Annotated in this window: 14 protein-coding genes and 3 pseudogenes; 10 read left to right on the forward strand and 7 right to left on the reverse strand. The window is 59.2% G+C overall.

Annotated elements, in window-relative coordinates; all coding sequences use genetic code 11:
- The first annotated feature begins 66 nt into the window (after positions 1-66).
- From ACYZTU_RS18175 to ACYZTU_RS18200, 6 genes and pseudogenes are all read left to right on the forward strand, one after another.
- On the forward strand, positions 67-1017 hold the full coding sequence (locus tag ACYZTU_RS18175; RefSeq protein ID WP_461971096.1) for a helix-turn-helix domain-containing protein: 951 nt from the start codon (positions 67-69) through the stop codon (positions 1015-1017).
- 60 nt (positions 1018-1077) lie between these two features.
- Positions 1078-1176, forward strand: a pseudogene (locus ACYZTU_RS18180) (carbohydrate kinase); the annotation flags it as partial.
- Positions 1173-1346: pseudogene (locus ACYZTU_RS18185) on the forward strand (carbohydrate kinase); the annotation flags it as partial. The pseudogenes ACYZTU_RS18180 and ACYZTU_RS18185, both read left to right, overlap by 4 nt.
- 150 nt (positions 1347-1496) lie before the next feature.
- Positions 1497-1934 carry a hypothetical protein gene (locus ACYZTU_RS18190; protein WP_461964594.1) on the forward strand — a complete coding sequence of 146 codons (438 nt, stop codon included), beginning with the start codon at positions 1497-1499 and terminating at the stop codon, positions 1932-1934.
- A 285-nt stretch (positions 1935-2219) separates the two neighbouring features.
- A pseudogene (locus tag ACYZTU_RS18195) lies at positions 2220-2744 on the forward strand (MCP four helix bundle domain-containing protein); the annotation flags it as partial.
- Positions 2745-3236: 492 nt separating this feature from the next.
- Complete coding sequence (locus ACYZTU_RS18200) at positions 3237-3845, forward strand: methyl-accepting chemotaxis protein (protein WP_461971098.1); 609 nt, start codon at positions 3237-3239, stop codon at positions 3843-3845.
- A 34-nt stretch (positions 3846-3879) separates the two neighbouring features.
- Here ACYZTU_RS18200 and ACYZTU_RS18205 read toward each other — a convergent pair whose 3' ends face one another.
- Complete coding sequence (locus tag ACYZTU_RS18205; protein ID WP_461964595.1) at positions 3880-4953, reverse strand: NAD(P)-dependent alcohol dehydrogenase; 1074 nt, start codon at positions 4951-4953, stop codon at positions 3880-3882.
- A 158-nt stretch (positions 4954-5111) separates the two neighbouring features.
- Here ACYZTU_RS18205 and ACYZTU_RS18210 point away from each other — a divergent pair, with 158 nt between their 5' ends.
- Positions 5112-6038, forward strand: a complete 927-nt coding sequence (locus ACYZTU_RS18210; protein WP_461964596.1) for a universal stress protein — start codon at positions 5112-5114, stop codon at positions 6036-6038.
- A gap of 18 nt (positions 6039-6056) precedes the next feature.
- Here the strand turns inward: ACYZTU_RS18210 and ACYZTU_RS18215 are convergent, their stop codons facing one another.
- From ACYZTU_RS18215 to ACYZTU_RS18230, 4 genes are all read right to left on the reverse strand, one after another.
- Positions 6057-6869: a class I SAM-dependent methyltransferase gene (locus ACYZTU_RS18215; RefSeq protein WP_461964597.1), complete on the reverse strand. Its 813-nt coding sequence runs from the start codon at positions 6867-6869 to the stop codon at positions 6057-6059.
- A gap of 257 nt (positions 6870-7126) precedes the next feature.
- Positions 7127-8338: a cytochrome c biogenesis protein DipZ gene (locus tag ACYZTU_RS18220; RefSeq protein WP_461964598.1), complete on the reverse strand. Its 1212-nt coding sequence runs from the start codon at positions 8336-8338 to the stop codon at positions 7127-7129.
- Positions 8339-8420: 82 nt separating this feature from the next.
- Positions 8421-8633: a hypothetical protein gene (locus ACYZTU_RS18225; protein ID WP_461964599.1), complete on the reverse strand. Its 213-nt coding sequence runs from the start codon at positions 8631-8633 to the stop codon at positions 8421-8423.
- Positions 8634-8681: 48 nt separating this feature from the next.
- Positions 8682-8945, reverse strand: coding sequence for a DUF2790 domain-containing protein (locus tag ACYZTU_RS18230; RefSeq protein WP_461964600.1), 264 nt, complete (start codon positions 8943-8945; stop codon positions 8682-8684).
- Positions 8946-9250: 305 nt separating this feature from the next.
- Between ACYZTU_RS18230 and ACYZTU_RS18235 the strand changes: the two genes are divergently transcribed.
- Together ACYZTU_RS18235 and ACYZTU_RS18240 are read left to right on the forward strand one after the other, a co-directional pair.
- Positions 9251-9991, forward strand: coding sequence for a response regulator (locus ACYZTU_RS18235; protein ID WP_461964601.1), 741 nt, complete (start codon positions 9251-9253; stop codon positions 9989-9991).
- Positions 9988-11289: an ATP-binding protein gene (locus ACYZTU_RS18240; protein ID WP_461964602.1), complete on the forward strand. Its 1302-nt coding sequence runs from the start codon at positions 9988-9990 to the stop codon at positions 11287-11289. Before ACYZTU_RS18235 ends, ACYZTU_RS18240 begins: the two co-directional genes overlap by 4 nt.
- Positions 11290-11334: 45 nt before the next feature.
- Here the strand turns inward: ACYZTU_RS18240 and ACYZTU_RS18245 are convergent, their stop codons facing one another.
- Positions 11335-12084: an HvfC family RiPP maturation protein gene (locus ACYZTU_RS18245; RefSeq protein ID WP_461964603.1), complete on the reverse strand. Its 750-nt coding sequence runs from the start codon at positions 12082-12084 to the stop codon at positions 11335-11337.
- On the reverse strand, positions 12077-12916 hold the full coding sequence (locus tag ACYZTU_RS18250; RefSeq protein ID WP_461964604.1) for an HvfB family MNIO-type RiPP peptide maturase: 840 nt from the start codon (positions 12914-12916) through the stop codon (positions 12077-12079). Before ACYZTU_RS18250 ends, ACYZTU_RS18245 begins: the two co-directional genes overlap by 8 nt.
- 319 nt (positions 12917-13235) lie before the next feature.
- Here ACYZTU_RS18250 and ACYZTU_RS18255 point away from each other — a divergent pair, with 319 nt between their 5' ends.
- Positions 13236-14282, forward strand: coding sequence for a class I SAM-dependent methyltransferase (locus ACYZTU_RS18255; RefSeq protein ID WP_449645559.1), 1047 nt, complete (start codon positions 13236-13238; stop codon positions 14280-14282).
- Positions 14283-14355: the final 73 nt, after the last annotated feature.

Genomic DNA, 14355 nt, shown 5'->3' on the forward strand with positions numbered 1-14355 from the left:
AGGTGCCGGCCGAGAAGGCGTATGTTGGTTGCATTCGAAGAACAAATAATTAAAAAGGGGCATGACATGCCTGATACCCGAGCAGCCCTGTTCGAGCAGCGACCCGCCGAGCTGGAGGTTATTCTTCCCGAGCCCGATCATAGCTTTCGCTGGTACGAACACGATTACCCCTACGCCCTGGCTCGCTGGAATCATCACCCTGAATTCGAAATTCATCTGATCCGTCAAGGCAGCGGCAAGCTCGTCGCGGGCGATTACATCGGTGCGTTCGGTGCCGGACACGTAGCGCTCATCGGCCCCGACCTTCCCCATGACTGGATTGGGGATCTCGCGCCCGGTGAACACCTCGCGGGGCGCGATGTGGTGCTGCAGTTTGATGGCGCTGCCATCTTGGCCTTACGCGCAACGATGCCTGAGCTGGGGGAGCTTCAACACCTTTTTGAACAAGCGCGTCGTGGCCTGGAATTCACTGGGGCAACGGCTCTACAGGCAGCGCGACTGCTGGAGGAGATAGGTCACGCGCAAGGTCTCGAGCGTTTGATTCTGTTTCTGCAATTGATCAACGTGCTGATGAAAGCGCCCGCGCATGACGTTCACTTGCTCGCCAGCGCTTGCTACGCGCCCACCCTCGACGCCCGCAGTTCCGAGCGAATCAACAAGGCCTTTGACTATCTACTGACTGAGCTCACCGGCGACATTCGCCTATCAGTTATCGCTCAGCGCCTGGAGATGAGCGAGCCAGGTTTTTCGCGCTTCTTCAAAAGGATTACCGGCCACGGCTTCATCGATCTCATGCGCAAACTCAGGGTTCAGCGCGCCTGCAGGCTGTTATTGCAAACAGAGATGTCGGTGGCTGACATCTGTTTTGAGGTTGGCTATGAAAACCTTTCTAACTTCAACAGGCACTTTCGCATCGAAATGGAACAGACACCGAGCGAGTATCGTCGCGAAACGGCGATGACGTTGTTCAATCGCAACGGTGCTCACCCTTCCCTGCCTTTCACCCGAGCCCATTGATGCGAGGCGGTCGACTCTGATCTGTCAGCAGCAACTTTAAAAAAAAATGAGGAAATGACCATGCAATTGCCTCGCGCAGTCGTGTTTGGCGAAGCCCTGACCGACCTTGTCCAAGGCACTCCCGGACAGTGGAAAGGCTATCCCGGCGGTGCGCCCTGGGTGCTGGAGACGCTTGCATGGCCGGATGGCTGGCATCGGATTTGCTCGGAATGACCGATTTCAGGGAACGCTTGCGATTTTCATCAGCCTGCGCATCCCTGTCCTGCCGCCATGCCGGGGCCCATGCTCCAACGTTGGCCGATGTGAAAGGTTTACTTGATGCGCCATAAGCTTGAAGACACGCCGCGCCTTCACCCCTGTATTTGCAATGATGTTGGACGGAGCTAGGCCGATTCCGGTGCTACGCTTTCATTTCCTCGAATAGAGAACGAAGCGATGCCCACCGACCTCTCAATCCCCAGACGTTCACGACTGCAACCATGAAGCGGATCCTGATCGGTGGTATCACCGTAGCGATTATCGGCACGATGACGTTTGGATTTTTCCAATGGAAAGTCGCCGAAAACCACCAACATGAAGTTCTGTGTGGAGAGGCCAAGCAGGCGCTGAAAGGCGTGGAAATCCGCGCGCGAGCGCTGGCTGCCGGGCTGTCCGTAGACGCCTATGGCAAGGCTGAAGAAGACGAAGTGGCGACGCTCATTAGTGCTCTCGACGCCGCCACCAGTGACGAGGTTGACTCGGTCATCGAGGCACACGCTGCCGCCATAGAAGCGGTGGATGCCGCTATTAACGCTGAAGTTGATACTCGAGGCGATCAGACATTCCTCGAGCAGCGACTCGTGAAACAGCGGATACCTGTCGATGTTAAACAAGAACTGCAACGCGCCGCGAAGGCCGTTAATGTCACGTGTAGTTAGCGTTCAACGCTAGACAAGGGCATTCATCTTGGTTTTGCTCCCTGAATCATTGAATAGTTGGACGAAGCTGATGGCGCGAATTCTAAGGACTGACGCAGGAGACCTGCAGACGCCGATCCCTGACCTCTATCCAAAGTCGCAATTTTGTAACTTCTCGCCGGTAACGAAACGTTTTTGTTCGTTGACACCGCACATGATATCAATGCGCCTTCAGTGCGCTTTGCAGCAACAGACTCTGCCCCTTCGATCGCTCACCTTAATAAGGTGACTCAGGAGTACTGGACTATGGAAAGTTGGAAAATCAGAACTCATCTGCTTCTACTCACCAGTGCGTTACTGTTTGGATTGTTGTGTGTCGGCGGGCTTGGACTCTTGGGCATGCAATCCGCTGTACGCAGCCTGGAGACCGTCTATCTCGATCGAGTCGTCCCCCTGCGGGATCTGAAAAAAATCGCCGACCTGTACGCTGTGAACATCGTCGGCGCTACCCACAAGGCGCGCAATAGCAACGTTACCAAAGCGGAGTCACTGAGCCGGATCGAGCAGGCCCAGAGGGAAATCGACCAGACGTGGCAAGCCTATAAATCGACGCAATTGATTCCGGCAGAAACGCGTCTGATCGCGCAAATCAACCCGCTGATGGAAGCCACCCGGGGGCCATTGCAAAATTTGCAGGGCATGCTGCGCCAGAACGACGACGCCGGTATCGCACGCTTTGCGACCGATCAGTTGTATCCGCTGATTGATCCTTTATCAGACAAATTTTCCGAGCTGATCGAGGTACAACTGAAGGAAGCCAAGAACCAGTTCGACCACAACCAGATCGCCTACACCTCCAACTTGCAGATCAGCCTGCTGATTTTGGCGTTGGCGTTGATTGCGGGCGCGGCCTATACCTTCTTTTTCTCCAGACTGTTGAGTCGCCAGCTCGGCGCTGAACCCGCGGAACTTGCCGCCATCAGTTCAAACATCGCCCAGGGAAAACTGGCCCGTACGCAGCATGATCAGCAGCAGCCGTCGACGGGTGTTCTGCACTCCGTCCAGGCGATGCGCCACAGTCTGAGCGATATGATTGGCAAGATCAGCCAGGCCTCCGAGCAGATCGAGGGTGCCACGCTGCAATTATCTGCGTCCTCCGAGCAGGGCTTGAGCAGCGCCGCACTGCAAAGCGAGACAGCCTCCTCCATGGCGGCCACGGTAGAAGAGCTTTCCGTGAGCATCACTCACATTGCCGACAATGCTCGACAGGCTCAGAGCACCGCGCAGAAAGCGGGCGAAATCACCAGCGAAGGCATGGCGGTGATGCAAGCCTCCATCCAGGAAATGGGCCAGATTGCCGATCTGGTTGCACAAAGCTCATCGGATATCGATCAACTGGCGATTCAGTCGAACGACATCAGTCTGATTGTCGGTGTGATTCGGGGCATCGCCGAACAGACCAATCTCCTTGCGCTCAATGCCGCCATCGAAGCGGCACGCGCGGGCGAGCAAGGTCGCGGCTTTGCCGTGGTCGCCGATGAAGTGCGCAGCCTGGCCGCCCGCACAGCCCAATCCACCACGGAAATCGTTGCCTTGGTCAATGCCATACAAAGCGGCATGGTCAAAGCCAAAGACAGCATGGCCGCTGGCTGTGAGCGCGTGACCCATGGCCAGAAACTGGTCGAAAGCGCGGGCCTTTCCATGGGCAGGATCAAGGGTGCACTGGACGAATCCCTTGCGGCCGTCAGTTTCATTTCGTTGTCACTGCAGGAGCAGCGCGCCGCCAGTGAACAGGTCGCCTGCAACGTCGAAAGAGTGGCGCAAAGTGTGGAAGAAAACGCCACAGCCCAAAGCGGGATCGTGCGAACAACCCAGGAACTCAAAGCGATGTCCGACGGACTGGGCGTTATTCTGCAGCGGTTCAGTTTGTAAATGACCCTGGGAAACAAAAAAACAGAGGACAACCTCAAGGCGTAATCGCAACCTTCATCACCCCGTCCCGCTGATGCGCAAATAACTCATAGGCGGCTTCGATGTCGTCGAGTTTGAAACGATGCGTCACCAGCGGCGACAGATCGACGCCACCGCTTTGCACCACCGCCATCAAGCGTCTCATGCGTTCTTTACCGCCGGGGCACAGGGTGCTGACGATGCTGAAATCCCCGAGCCCCGCAGCAAAGGCTTCGAGGGGGATGCGCAGATCACTGGAATAAACCCCCAGGCTGGACAAACGACCACCGGGGCGCAATACCCGCAGCGCGGACTCGAAAGTGCCTTGGGTGCCCAGCGCTTCGATGGCCACGTCGACGCCTCGACCGTCGGTCAGGGCCATGATCTGCGCGACCACGTCGCCGTCCTTGAAATTGACCACGTGGGTCGCTCCCAACTGCCGGGCGACGTTCATCCGTTCAGCGACGGTATCGATGCCGATAATGGTGGTGGCGCCCTTGAGGCGCGCGCCGGCCACGGCACACAGGCCGATCGGCCCGAGGGCGAACACCGCGACGGTATCGCCAATCTTGACCTCGCCCCGCTCCGCCCCGGAAAACCCCGTGGACATGATGTCCGGGCACATCAGCACCTGTTCGTCGCTGAGGCCATCGGGGATCGGGCACAGGTTGGCCAACGCATCCGGCACCAGCACGTACTCGGCCTGGCAGCCATCAATGGTGTTGCCGAACTTCCAGCCACCGGCAGCGCGAAAGCCATGGCGCGTGTCCGGACCATCCTGTGAGCTGCAACCGCACAGGCAGGCGTAACTTTGTCCGCTGGGGGTGATGGCCCCGGCAATCACCCGTTGTCCTTCGACAAAACCACTCACCTGCGAACCCAGCCGTTCGATGATGCCCACCGGTTCGTGACCGATGGTCAGCCCTTTGGCCACCGGGTATTCACCCCGCAGGATGTGTACGTCGGTGCCGCAGATCGTTGTGGTGGTAATGCGCACCAGCGCATCCAGCGGCCCGACCTCGGGGATCGGCTTGTCATCCAGCACGATGCGGTTTTTCTCAACGAATATCGCGGCTTTCATGGTTGCCATCGGGGGTTCTCCTGAGCGTTCACGTGCACTTGAGTTCAGCACGAACCTCAGCCTGCACCCGGTTTACGGACGAGAGGTTGATCATGGTCAATACTTAGAGACTGGATGTACGTCGCACGAGCCGCACGTCGGGCGGCTAATCCCACGGGAGGTTCGTCATGTCTGGTCAATCCCGCTTCATGCTGGTTGCATCACCGCTGATGGAACACAGCCCTGCTTTCGACAGGGCCGCTGCGCTGGCCAAGGCCGAAGACGCAGCGCTGCATATCGTCGCCTTCGATTATCTTGAGGGCCTGGCAACCGCCAGTCTGGTCAACGAAAAGGCCCTGGAACAGATGCGCCTGGGCTACGTCGATCGCCATCGCCAATGGCTTGAGGAGCAGGCCCGCCCCTTGCGCAAAATCGGTGTGCACGTCACCACCGAAGTGACTTGGGTCGAACGCCCATTGGAGGAAATCCTGATTCACCTCAAAGAGCAGCCGATGGACGTGCTGATCAAGGCGCTGGAGCACGAATCGCTGCTGTCGCGGCTGATGTTTACCCCGCTCGATGTGCATTTGCTGCGCGAATGTCCGGTGCCGCTGCATTTCGTGAGCCACGCCGTGCACGCCTTGCCGCGAAAGATCGTCGCGGCGGTCGACCCCTTTCATCGCGATGACCATTACAAAACCTTCAACGACCGAATTCTTCACGAAGCGGTAAAACTGGCGAGCGCCTGTAATGCCGAGCTCGATGTGGTCTACGCCTATGACCTTTCATCCATCAGCGCCGACGAATTCGGCTTCGACAACGGTTCGGCGTTCTTCTCGTCGGGCAAGGCCAAGACCGTGTTCGATTACCAGGAGGATGCCTTCAACGAACTGGCCGAGCGCAACGGCATCGGGCCGGAGCAGCGGCACATGATCATGGGCAACCCGGCCAAGGTCCTCACCCGCTATGCCGATGCTTATGACGTCGACGTGATTGTCATGGGCCGGATCGGCCATCGCGGCATGGGCCGACTGATCGGCAGTACGGTGGAGCATCTGCTGTACAAAATGCCGTGCAGTGTTTGGGTGGTGTACACCGAGCGGCTGGATGAGTGATTGATCTACCTTGTGAGGTCAACGCCGGGTGATGACGACCTCAAGGTATTCACTCGGCACCACCAGCGATTTTTCTCCCGCCCTGTTCAGGCGGTTGATCAGTTCAGTCAGGTCGTTTTCCAGTGCCTGGGCGCCTTCAGGAGGCAGCGCCGCGAACGCCTTGTGGACCGGGCCGTACCAAGTGCGGAACGTATCGATGAAATGCGCGGCCGAGCGGTAACGGAAATTGAAAGCCTTGCGCGTCACCTGAACCAGAAAGTCACTTTCGTCAAAATGCGTGTGCAACCAGGCTTCGGTGCCCCACTGCGAAGGCGGTTGTGCCCCCGGCGGTGGCGGTAGGTGGCGTCCGAGGGTCTTGAACATCTGGCCGACGAAACCTTCGGGCGTCCAGTTCGCCAGGCCGATACGCCCTCCAGGACGACAGACCCGCGCCAGTTCTGCAGCAGCCTTGGGCTGATCCGGCGTAAACATCACGCCGAAGGTCGACAGCACGGCATCGAAGCTCCCATCCTCGAACGGCAAGGCTTCAGCGTCGGCCACTTGAAACATCACATCGAGGCGTTCTGCCCTGGCCCGGTCTTCGCCGCGTTCAAGCAGCGCGGCCACGTAGTCGGTAGACGTGACGTGGCAACCACGGCGCGCAGCCGCGAGCGTCGCGTTACCGTTGCCGGCGGCCACGTCGAGCACGCGTTCATCGCAAAGCAGGTCGCAGGCCTCGGCCAGTTGCTCACCGACAATCTGCAAAGTGGTGCCGATCACGGCATAGTCGCCACTGGCCCACGAGGCCATCTGACGGTTTTTCAAGGCAGTAAGATCAATAGGTGTACTCATGAATTCCGCTCCGTTGCGGGCTGGACCTCTCATTCTTGTTATTGATGACAGGGTCGGCAGATCCTGTTTGCCCACTATCGCGCCGGGCAACGCTGGCGTCCTGCCCGATCGTCGGCCAACCCTGTCCGATCGTCCGGAGATTTCACGCTTTGGCGCGACAGGCTCACAATCAAGTTCACCACCCGCAGCGGGCGGCGCAGTCAGGAGAAAAAACAATGGCCCACGGCGCGTAGCCTGTGAGCCATTGATTTGATGCATTACGCAGCGGGCGCTTTAGCCTCTTCCAGCAACTGCTGGATCATCTTCTCCTGGGTTTCATATCGACCTTCACCAAAGTGGGTGTAACGCACCTGACCCTTGGCATCGATCAGGTAGTGAGCGGGCCAGTACTGGTTGTCGAAGTTGCGCCAGATGGCGTAGTTGTTGTCGATGGCCACCGGGTAGGTGATGCCGAGCTTTTTTACCTGATCCTTGACGTTGTCGATGATGCGTTCGTAACCGTATTCAGGGGTGTGCACGCCGATCACGACCAGGCCGTCCTTCTCGTATTTCTTCGCCCAGTCCTTCACGTACGGCAAGGTGTGCTGGCAGTTGATGCAGTCGTAGGTCCAGAAGTCCACCAGCACCACTTTGCCTTTCAGCAAATCGTTGCTCAGCGCCGGTGAGTTGAGCCATTCCACCGCACCGGACAGCGACGGCATGGCGCCTTGGGCGTTGTCCATGGACGAGTCTGCCTTGACCTTGCTGACGAAGTAATCGACGACTTTCGGTACAGTTTCCAACACGCGTTGTTCAACCGTGGTGACGCCTTCGGACGAAGTGCCGGCCAGCAGTGTTTTATCGGCACCGGTGGAAATCACCGCCGCAGCCGCCAGCACCGCGACACCGGTGCCGCGACGCAGCCAACCGGTAATCGGGGTCGACGATTTCAAGCGATTGACCAGGCCGCGACCGGCAAAGATCAAGGTACCCAGGGACAGCGCGCTGCCCAAGCCGTACGCCACCAGTAACAGGCTGGTTTGAGCGTTCGCACCTTGCAGCATGGCGCCCGTGAGGATAACCCCGAGGATCGGCCCGGCACACGGTGCCCAGAGCAGGCCGGTGGCTACACCGATCATGACCGAACTCAACGGGCCGGACATTTTGCGGGTGTCGGGGTCGATGCGATTGCCCAGCGCCACGAAAGGACGGGCCAGCCAGTCACCGACACGGGCGGAAATCAGCGACAGGGCGAACAGCACCATCACGATGAGGGCCACATGACGGCCGGTGTTACTGGCGTGTATCACCCACTCGCTGCTGACCACGGCCAGGCTGGAGATTAGGGCAAAGGTCAGCACCATGCCGCCGAGGGTGAGCATGATCGAGGAGCGTGTACGTTTAACACCGGCGAACAGGAACGGCACGACCGGGAGGATGCAAGGGCTGAGGACGGTCAATATGCCGCCGAGGAAAGCGATGAGAAACATGGAGTCACCTTGAAATTATGGAGGGCGACTCACCACCCATTCCCTGTGGGATCGGTGGTGTTCACAGATCAATGTTCTGGCCTCAGGCCGTCTGGTTTTCCAGCTGCTGCCCCTGCGGCGTACGACTCGATCCATCCTCTGCCAGAAAGGCGTTCCCACCCTTCTCCGCCACTGGCGTCAGTTGGAAGCAACTAGCGCTGCCACAGCTTTTTTGTTCAACAGCAGCGTTAGCATGGGCGCCGGCGCCGGCTACGGAGAAGGCAATGGCAGTCAAAAAACGGGTGACGTTGTTCATGATGTTCTTCCTGTTTCAAAGGGGCTTGGCGTTGGGCGGCCGAAGCACTCAGTTGTCTGAGTTGCAACTGTCAGCCACTTTGCGGTAGTCCAGAACCCGGGTTTTGTTATGGGAATCCAGGTAGGTCATCTGGGCATCCACAACCCCACAGGAAGGTGAGGCGTCCTGTTTCAGCGACACCACTTTCTTGATGTCCAGATGCGTGCCGTAGGTGTAGGTTTCAGGGGTGACATCGGCTTCGGCGCGGGCCGACAAAGTGCAGATGTTCAGTGCCGCAAACAGGCAAGCGGCGTAGACGGCTTTGGTGTTCATGGTGGTTTCCTCAAGGCTTCAATAGGTCAATCGTTTACTGGGCCGAGGCGACTTGGCTTGCCTCGATGGAACCTATTAGAAGCTCGCGAGGTATCCCGACTGTGTCGGGAACAGGCGCGTGTAAATCGGTACGTATCAAAACCGGCTCGGGATACAGAGCGATACAAAAGCCCTGAAAATGAGTGTTTTTGCGTCCACGTGTATCCGTCGACACGCCAGATACACTGCAATACAAAGGGCGGCGGGCGAACGGGCCAAGGCTCGATAGACTGCGCGACATCCCCCATCTACAGAGGCCTGGCCAAATGGAACACGTCGATCACATTCTCATCGTGGACGATGACCGCGAGATCAGAGAGCTGGTAGGCAACTACCTCAAGAAAAACGGCCTGCGCACCACCGTCGTGGCGGATGGACGGCAAATGCGCGCCTTCCTGGAGTCCACGCCGGTGGACCTGATCGTGCTCGACATCATGATGCCGGGCGACGATGGCCTGATGCTGTGCCGTGAGTTGCGCGCCGGCAAACACAAAGCCACGCCGGTGCTGATGCTCACCGCGCGCAACGATGAAACCGACCGCATCATCGGCCTGGAAATGGGCGCCGACGATTACCTGGTCAAGCCGTTCGCTGCTCGTGAATTGCTCGCCCGAATCAACGCCGTGCTGCGCCGCACGCGGATGCTGCCGCCCAACCTGGTGGTCACCGAAAGCGGTCGTCTGCTGGCCTTCGGGCGCTGGCGACTGGACACCTCGGCCCGGCACTTGCTCGATAACGACGGCACCATGGTCGCGCTCAGTGGCGCGGAATATCGGCTGCTGCGGGTGTTCCTCGATCACCCTCAGCGGGTACTCAATCGCGATCAATTGCTGAACCTGACCCAGGGCCGCGACGCTGATCTGTTCGACCGTTCCATCGACTTGCTGGTCAGCCGTTTGCGTCAGCGCTTGCTGGACGATGCCCGCGAACCGGCGTACATCAAAACCGTGCGCAGTGAAGGCTATGTGTTTTCCCTGCCGGTGGAAGTGCTCGGTGCGCCCTCATGAAACGCTCGATTCGTTGGCCACGCACCCTCGCCTCGCGGCTGTCGCTGATCTTCCTGATCGGCTTGATTCTCGCGCAGGCACTGTCCTTCGGCGCGCAGTACTACGAGCGATACGAAAGCACGAAGAACACCATGCTGGGCAATCTGGAAACCGACGTCTCGACCTCCATCGCCATCCTCGACCGCTTGCCGGCCGTAGAGCGCATGAGTTGGCTGCAACAACTGGATCGACGTAACTACCGCTATTTGTTGAACGAAGGCTCGCCCGGCATACCCATGAGCGATTCGCCAATAGCGATGACTTCGATCAAAGAGGCCATCGGCAAGGATTACCCGATGACGGTGACTGACATCCCCGGGGCAAATAAACATTTTCAGGTCCACCTGAAACTGGCGGACGGCAGCCCGCTGACCATCGACGTGCGACCCTCGATGGTGCCGTTGTCGCCGTGGTTACCCATCGTATTGCTGGGGCAACTGGCACTGATGATCCTCTGCACCTGGCTGGCCGTAAGAATCGTCATTCGCCCCCTTACCCGTCTGGCTCAGGCCGTAGAAACCCTGGACCCCAACACCCATGCAGTGCACCTGGATGAAAAAGGCCCGACCGAAGTCGCGCATGCCGCCAAGGCGTTCAATTCGATGCAGGCGCGCATCGCCGCTTACCTGAAGGAGCGCATGCAGCTGCTGGCGGCGATTTCCCACGACTTGCAAACCCCGATCACCCGCATGAAACTGCGCGCCGAATTCATGGATGACTCCGCCGAGAAAGACAAACTCTGGAATGATCTTGGCGAGATAGAACACCTGGTGCGAGAAGGCGTGGCCTATGCCCGCAGCGTTCATGGAGCCACCGAGGAAAGTCGCCGCACCCATCTGGATTCGTTCCTCGACAGCCTGGTGTTCGACTATCAGGACATGGGCAAAGACGTGCAGCTCGGAGGCAAAAGCGACACGGTGATCGACACCCGACCGCACGCCTTGCGTCGGGTGCTGGTGAACCTGACGGACAACGCACTGAAGTTCGCGGGTGCCGCCGAGTTGTGGGTGGAAGCGAAGGCTGACGGCAGTTTGTCGGTGAAGGTGATGGACCGCGGGCCAGGGATTGCGAAGGAGGAATTGGCTCAGGTGATGGAACCGTTTTATCGCGTGGAGAACTCGCGTAACCGCAGCACCGGCGGGACCGGGTTGGGCTTGGCGATTGCGCAGCAGTTGGCGTTGGCGATCGGGGGATCGTTGACGTTGAGTAATCGTGAGGGGGGTGGGTTGTGTGCGGAGCTGAAATTACCGACTCTGTAGCTGATCGTTTGATCGTTCCCACGCGCGTGGGAACGATCATGCTACCTAGCCCAAAACCCCTTCTTCATGCATCTGCTGCAGTAATGCCAAGCCGCTCTCCATAAACTCCAGCGACCCCGCCATCCCCGCCTCCACCGCCAACCCTTCCAGCTGCGCACGCCCGTCCAGCTGAGGAAACGCTTCAATCCGCTGCAACAACCGCCACGCCAACGGACTCAACTCGGAGAACTTCACGCTCCAGTCCTCAGCTCGACGGACCAACAACAGCGTCGGCTGAGCCGATGGTGTTTCAGGCCGGTAATCCGGCCCGACCAGATGCACCGGCCAGGCATACGCCAACGCCCAGGCCAGCGGCGACACCTGCAACGGTTGGTCCAGCAACAACCCGGCGTCGCTCAGCGGCAACGGCTCGGCTTCGGATTGCTGCAGCGCCATCTCAACCCACTCGTAATGCGCCAGCTCCACCATGAAAGGCGGCCACGGCCCATCGCTCAACGCTTGCGGTTCCGAGGCCAGGAACTCAACAAATTCCTTGGCTATCTCGCCGAATTTTGGCGTTTGTGCACGGTAGTCCCGCAGAAATATCCGCACCAGCGAACGCCAGCCATCATCGCCCAGAATCTTCACCAGTACCGGAAAGGTGCCGCTGAGCAGCGATGACAGGTTGGTGAACACCAGGTCGCGGTAAACCCGCGCCCGTGCCACGTCCATTTCAGCCGGTGGCGCACAATGATCGGGATCGCGCAGGTACAGGCCCAAGGTGTTTTGCTGCTGAAACAAGCTCGGCTTATCCACGGTTCACCCCCTCGGTTTGCAGGCGGCGAATGGTCTGCAACTCAGCCACCAGTTCGGAAAATACCGGAAAGTTGAAATCCCGCTCCAACAGTGTCGGCTGCGCGCCGAATCGAGCGTAAGCCTCAGCCAGCAACGACCAGACCACCGGTTTCACTGAAGCGCCGTGGGTGTCGATTTTCAACGTGTCGGACTCATCGAAATGCCCGGCCACGTGCATGGCAACCACCCGGCCCGAATCGATGCCGGCCAAAAAGCTCTGCGGATCGAAAGCATGATTGATCGAGTTGACGTAGACGTTATTGACGTCCAGCAGCAGGTCGCAATCGGCTTCGCGCAGCACCGCATTGGTGAACGTCAGCTCGTCCATGTCCTGCTGTGGCGCGGCGTAGTAGGAGACGTTCTCCACCGCCAGACGCCGACCGAGAATGTCCTGGGACTGGCGAATTCGCGCGGCGACGTGGTGCACCGCTTCTTCGGTAAAGGGCAACGGCAGCAGGTCGTACAGGTGGCCGTCATCGCTGCAGTAGCTCAAGTGCTCGCTGTACAGCGGCACGTTGTATTGATCGAGGAAAAGCCGGACTTCCTGCACAAACCCGACGTCCAGCGGTGCCGGGCCGCCCAATGACAGGGACAAGCCATGACAGGACAACGGATAACGCTCGGCCAGGGCTCGTAATGCATGGCCATGAGCGCCGCCGATGCCGATCCAGTTCTCCGGCGCGACTTCCAGAAAATCAAAATCGCCCACGCGGGCGGCTTGAAGGTCCTTCATTAAACCGCGACGCAAGCCAAACCCGACGGTCGCTTTCGCTGAGAGGGTGGGAGTTTGCATGATGTCGATCTCAATGATTGTCAGAACGGAATCACAGTTAATCGAAGCGGTGTATCGAGTCTGTGTTCGGCAGTGTCCTGGTGTTGGGGGGAACTGTATCGGGACGGGGGTTGGATACAGTGGGATACACGGTGGCAGTCAGGGAAATGTGCTCCGCGGGACTTTCGTCGCTCCGAGCAGCGCTGTACGGACCCCGGACTAAACTTACTGCACGCAGGGCGCGCTTATCGTCCTGTTCATTCCCACGACCACCGCCCAGAAGTGAACGCCTCGAAAAACAAGGCTTCTGGACCGTGATCCTGCTGAAGGAGCACACGTGATGGACGAGGCCAGACTCAATGATTTCATGGGTAAACTGGTGAACGACATGGGCGGCGCGGCGATGCTTGCCAATGTCATCCTCGGCGAAGAGCTCGGCCTGTACCGGGCCATGGCCGACAGTCAGCCAGTCACCCCTGAAGCCCTCGCTGACAAAACCGGCTGCAACACCCGCCTGCTGCGCGAATGGCTCAGCGCCCACGCCGCTTCCGGCTACATGGAACACACCGACGGTCAGTTCCGCCTGCCCGAAGAGCAAGCCCTGGCGCTGGCGATCGAAGATTCGCCGGTCTATATAGCGGGCGGCATCGGGGTGGTCGCATCGTTTTTCCATGACAAGGACAAACTGGTCAAGGCCATGCGCGGCGACGGCGCCCTCGCCTGGGGCGATCACCATCCGTGCATGTTCAGCGGCACGGAGCGGTTCTTCCGGCCCGGTTACAAAGCGCACTTGGTCGCCGAATGGCTGCCGGCACTCGAAGGCGTGGTCGCCAAACTGGAGGCTGGCGCCAAGGTGGCCGATATCGGCTGCGGGCACGGCGCATCAACCGTGATCATGGCCCAGGCGTTCCCCGATTCGCGGTTCGTCGGGTTCGACTACCACGCGCCCTCTGTCACGGTCGCCACCCAGCGCGCCGAAGCCGGTGGCGTGTCCGGGCGGGCGCGGTTCTTTCAGGGCACGGCAAAAAGCTACCCCGGCGACGACTATGACCTGGTCTGCTACTTCGACTGCCTGCACGACATGGGCGACCCGGTGGGTGCAGCGCGGCACGCTTATGACTCGCTGAAACCGGACGGAACGGTGTTGCTGGTGGAACCGTTCGCCAATGACTCGCTCGACGACAACACCACCCCCGTTGGTCGGTTGTTCTACGCCGCCTCGACCTTCATCTGCACACCGAACTCGCTGTCCCAGGAAGTCGGCCTCGGGCTCGGCGCCCAGGCTGGCGAGGCGCGGCTGCGCAAAGTCTTCACCGAGGCGGGGTTCAAGACGTTCCGTCGGGCCACGGAAACACCGTTCAACTTGATTCTGGAGGCGCGTAAGTAACTACCGTCAGTTATTGTAGGAGCTGCCGAACGCGGCCCAAGCCTTCGGCAGCTCCTACAGTCCCTGCGGCGGA

Source organism: Pseudomonas sp. HLT2-19-2, assembly GCF_054898005.1.